General features: G+C 63.5%; 6 protein-coding genes and 1 pseudogene. 4 read left to right on the top strand and 3 right to left on the bottom strand.

Annotation, left to right across the window (positions count from 1 at the left end):
• Window positions 1–282, bottom strand: a pseudogene (locus ACF8NF_RS08640) (hypothetical protein); the annotation flags it as partial.
• Window positions 283–389: 107 nt separating this feature from the next.
• On the opposite strand from ACF8NF_RS08640, the gene ACF8NF_RS08635 reads away from it, so the two are divergent.
• On the top strand, window positions 390–776 hold the full coding sequence (locus ACF8NF_RS08635; protein ID WP_051170597.1) for a hypothetical protein: 387 nt from the start codon (window positions 390–392) through the stop codon (window positions 774–776).
• A gap of 205 nt (window positions 777–981) precedes the next feature.
• Here ACF8NF_RS08635 and ACF8NF_RS08630 read toward each other — a convergent pair whose 3' ends face one another.
• Window positions 982–1281 carry a hypothetical protein gene (locus tag ACF8NF_RS08630; protein WP_392450456.1) on the bottom strand — a complete coding sequence of 100 codons (300 nt, stop codon included), beginning with the start codon at window positions 1279–1281 and terminating at the stop codon, window positions 982–984.
• Window positions 1282–1728: a hypothetical protein gene (locus ACF8NF_RS08625; protein WP_392450455.1), complete on the bottom strand. Its 447-nt coding sequence runs from the start codon at window positions 1726–1728 to the stop codon at window positions 1282–1284. It abuts the gene before it with no gap.
• A 376-nt stretch (window positions 1729–2104) separates the two neighbouring features.
• On the opposite strand from ACF8NF_RS08625, the gene ACF8NF_RS08620 reads away from it, so the two are divergent.
• The 3 genes from ACF8NF_RS08620 (at window position 2105) to ACF8NF_RS08610 (ending at window position 3494) form a co-directional block, all read left to right on the top strand.
• Entirely contained in the window at window positions 2105–2419 is a 315-nt protein-coding gene (locus ACF8NF_RS08620; protein ID WP_016454521.1) for a helix-turn-helix transcriptional regulator, read from the top strand.
• Entirely contained in the window at window positions 2416–2772 is a 357-nt protein-coding gene (locus ACF8NF_RS08615; protein ID WP_126313044.1) for an SRPBCC domain-containing protein, read from the top strand. Before ACF8NF_RS08620 ends, ACF8NF_RS08615 begins: the two co-directional genes overlap by 4 nt.
• Before the next feature lie 116 nt (window positions 2773–2888).
• The gene (locus ACF8NF_RS08610) at window positions 2889–3494 is read left to right on the top strand and encodes an ATP-dependent Clp protease proteolytic subunit (protein WP_013803771.1); all 606 of its coding nucleotides are present in this window, start codon (window positions 2889–2891) and stop codon (window positions 3492–3494) included.
• Window positions 3495–3544: the final 50 nt, after the last annotated feature.

Genomic DNA, 3544 nt, shown 5'->3' with positions numbered 1-3544 from the left:
CCGGTTGCCGTCGTCTGAGAGGAGCAGCTTCTCTTGGCGATATCGATACGCAGCCAGCAATCTCTTGCCGCCCCATCCTGCCGACATCCCGTCATAGCGGCTGCCCAGGCGTTCCCCCTGCCGCCTAGCCACCAACCCCAATACAGCTTTTTTCTCCTGCGCCCGACCGCCGCGAGCAAGCGTGCTCCACGCCAGGATCACTTCAGCAAGATCATCGTCCTCGCAGTAAAGGTAGGCAGTCGGCACTCCGAGGATTTGCGCAATCCGGTGAGACTTTTCCACGGGTGGCCGCCATCGTCGTATCCAAGCCGAAGACAACCATCCTGGCTCGGCTTCCGTTCTACGAATTCCGTAGAGACGCCCCTCGCCGATTCAACGAGCATCGCAGGATGCCTCATCATCCCGATCATTCAACGGCTGCTTCTGCCGCGCCTCGGCTCGCCGACCTCGCCATCGACGCCGTCCTGCACATGGGCGCCGCGCTGGATGTGCTGGACCTGCACGCTCGCCACAAGGTCACGGCCATCAATTGCGTGTGCCGGGACCTGCTGCGCATCTACTACGTGAAGGCCGATCAGGCGCAGTCGCTGGAGCCGCAGGACAAGGAATTGCTGGGCCTGTTGCACGACACGGCGGTGAACCTGGGCTATGCCATCGAGGTGGTGGACCACCTGAATGGCGACGAGGCCGACGACCCCATCCTCTATGCCGTGAGCTATCTGCTCAAGGCGGCCAAGCGGTTTGCGGATGAGGGCTTGTCTGCTGCGGTGTCGTGATGGGTGAGTGCGCGAACATGTTGCCTGCGCTTCACATGCAGGGAATCTGCGTGCGTTGGGAGGCTGCAGTTCGCCGGAGCCATGAATTCGTGCACTGTGGCGACGGAGTTTTGAACAGAGCCATGCTCGTCGCTGCAGGCTCGTACTGATTGGGCTTTTTTTGGCGACGCTAGAGGCTTGGCGTTGGCAACCGTTCCCTATGCAGCTACGCCTTATGTCGGCGCAGAACGGCGAAGCTGCGATGCCGAATCCGTTGGGAAATGTGCTTGTTCTCAGATACCCGAGCCAGCGCTTGAAGCACCTCAGCGTTCACTGGTGCACCTTGCTCCAGCCATTCGATGGCCAAGCCCGGCCAGTAGTCGGAGGCTTCGTAGCCCAGGCCGGCCAGGACGATTTCAACGGGCGATGCACTGCCTGAATAGGCTTGCAGCGGGTGCTCCAGATGCAAAAGCAGGATGCGCGTGTCCATTGGGTTGAATTTCAAAGTTTTGCGGCGGGGCTGCATTCACTGAATCCAGTTGCCACGCCGGGCATGGGTGCGCGTCCATCCGTCATCGAGCTTGCCGCCGTTGATCTCGCAGGAAGCTGGCGTCTGCGTCGTGCCCTGCACTCTGGCGCCCGTGTGGTTTGTCATGGAAACGGGGGCGGCAATCACGAGGGTCACCACCCGGCGATCCTTGGTGGCACTCAGGTACGTTGCGCCCGGGGGCAGGCCGGCATTTTTCTGGTACCAGTCAAGACACATGCGCGCTTCTTCCTCCAGCATGGAGGAGGGCGATACAGCCTGTGGTGCGGGGGCAGACGCGGGCTTGGTGGCGGGCTCGGTCGGCATCGCATCCCGCAAAGGCCTGGAGGATGCAGGGGGCGGGTCCAGTTGCATGGGCTTGGCGGTGGTGCCTTGCGGGCAAGGGGCATCCTGGTACCAGGTTTTTCCGTCGGCAAGGCATTTCATGACGGCCTGGGCATCGGGGGCCAGGCCGACTGCGGCCGCTATCCACAGCAGGCTTTTCAGCAGAGCGGTCTTGTTTCGGGGTGGCTTGAGGGAAGTGCGCTTTGCAGGTCTGCTGCCGCCAGTGGATGAATGGGCCATTGAGTCTCCAATGAAGTGAACTGGCTGCTGCGAGCCTTTGCCCTCGGCTTTGCCAATGCGCTGCGGGGCTGGAAATGACGGGTTTCCTGACTCTTTTGCGGCCCCGTGCAGCGGTTATACGTCAGCCACTTCAACCCACCAATTCACCTGCCGAGCCAGACTTCCTTGAGCAGGCCTTGTCGGTGGCGTTTGCCATGGACCGCTTGCATTTGAAATAAGTGGTTGCTAAAGTGTCGCCATGCCCGAGAACGACATCTTCAAGGCCCTGGCCGACCCTACGCGCCGCTCCATCTTCGAGAAGCTGGCCGCTGGCAGCATGCATGCCAGCGCGCTGCGCGAGGGGATGGATATCAGCCAGTCGGCCATGTCCCAGCATCTGGCCGTGCTGCGCAATGCGGGGCTGGTGAGCGAGCAGCGGCAGGGGCGCTTCATGCATTACGAGGTCGATCCCGAAGGGCTGGCGCAGATTGCGGGCTGGCTGGCGAAGTACCGCGCCTACTGGCCGCAGCGCGTGGATGCACTCAAGGGCTTGCTCAAGGACATGGACCAATGAACAAGATGAGCGATATGGACACCGGCGATGCGGCCCGCGAGCTGGTGCAGGAGTACGCGCTGGACGCCCCGCCCGAGAAGGTCTGGCGCGCGCTGAGCATTCCCGAGCTGCGCGCGCAGTGGCTGCCGGGCACCGAGCATGCCGAGCCTTTGCGGCAGGTGCCGCAGCAGGAACTGCGCCTGCGGCTGCGCGAGGCGGAACCGCCCTTTCTTGAAAGCACGGTGGACCTGCAGATCAGCCCCGGCGCCGATGGCGGCACGCTGCTGCGCATCGTCCATGTGCTGACCGATGCGCGGGTGCCGCCCGCGAGGGAAGCGGCCAACGACGGCGGCTTCCTGATGTACGCGACCTGATGCACCTGACCTGATACACGTGACCTGATACACGTGACCTGAGGGCCCCGGCAACGGGGCGTGCGGCGCAGGGCCGCAGCCCTTTCTTTTTCACCACCACACACAGGAGTTCGCCCATGCGCGAATCGATGATGCTCGTCCCCATGGTTGTCGAACAGTCGGCGCGCGGAGAGCGGTCCTTCGACATCTACTCGCGCCTGCTGCGCGACCGCGTGATCTTTCTCAACGGCGAGGTGAACGATGCGGTCTCTGCCCTGGTCTGCGCGCAGCTGCTGTTCCTGGAGGCAGAGAACCCCGACAAGCCCATTCACCTCTACATCAACTCGCCCGGCGGGGTGATCACCAGCGGCCTGGCCATGTACGACACCATGCAGTTCATCAAGTCACCCGTGCACACGCTGTGCATGGGCACGGCGCGCTCCATGGGCTCCTTCCTGCTCATGGCCGGCGAGCCCGGCCACCGCATGGCCCTGCCCAACGCCAGCCTGCACGTGCACCAGCCGCTGGGCGGCGTGCAGGGCCAGGCCTCGGACATCCGCATCCATGCCGAGGAAATGCTGCGCACCAAGGACCGCGTGACACGCCTGTACGCCCAGCACTGCGGCCGCAGCTACGAAGAGGTGGAACGCGACCTGGACCGCGACCGCTTCATGACCGCAGAAGAAGCCCGCGAATGGGGCCTGATAGACAAGGTTCTGGACCGACGCACGGTAACCCCCTGAGCCGCAACCGCCACGACGCAGGTTGCCCGCAGCGAAGCGGAGGGTCGCGG

The organism is Delftia sp. WSY_22 (assembly GCF_043104185.1).
In the GTDB taxonomy this organism is placed as follows: Bacteria; Pseudomonadota; Gammaproteobacteria; order Burkholderiales; family Burkholderiaceae_C; genus Comamonas; species Comamonas tsuruhatensis.
Note: the sequence above shows the minus strand (reverse complement) of the source record. Positions and strands in the feature narration are given on the sequence as shown.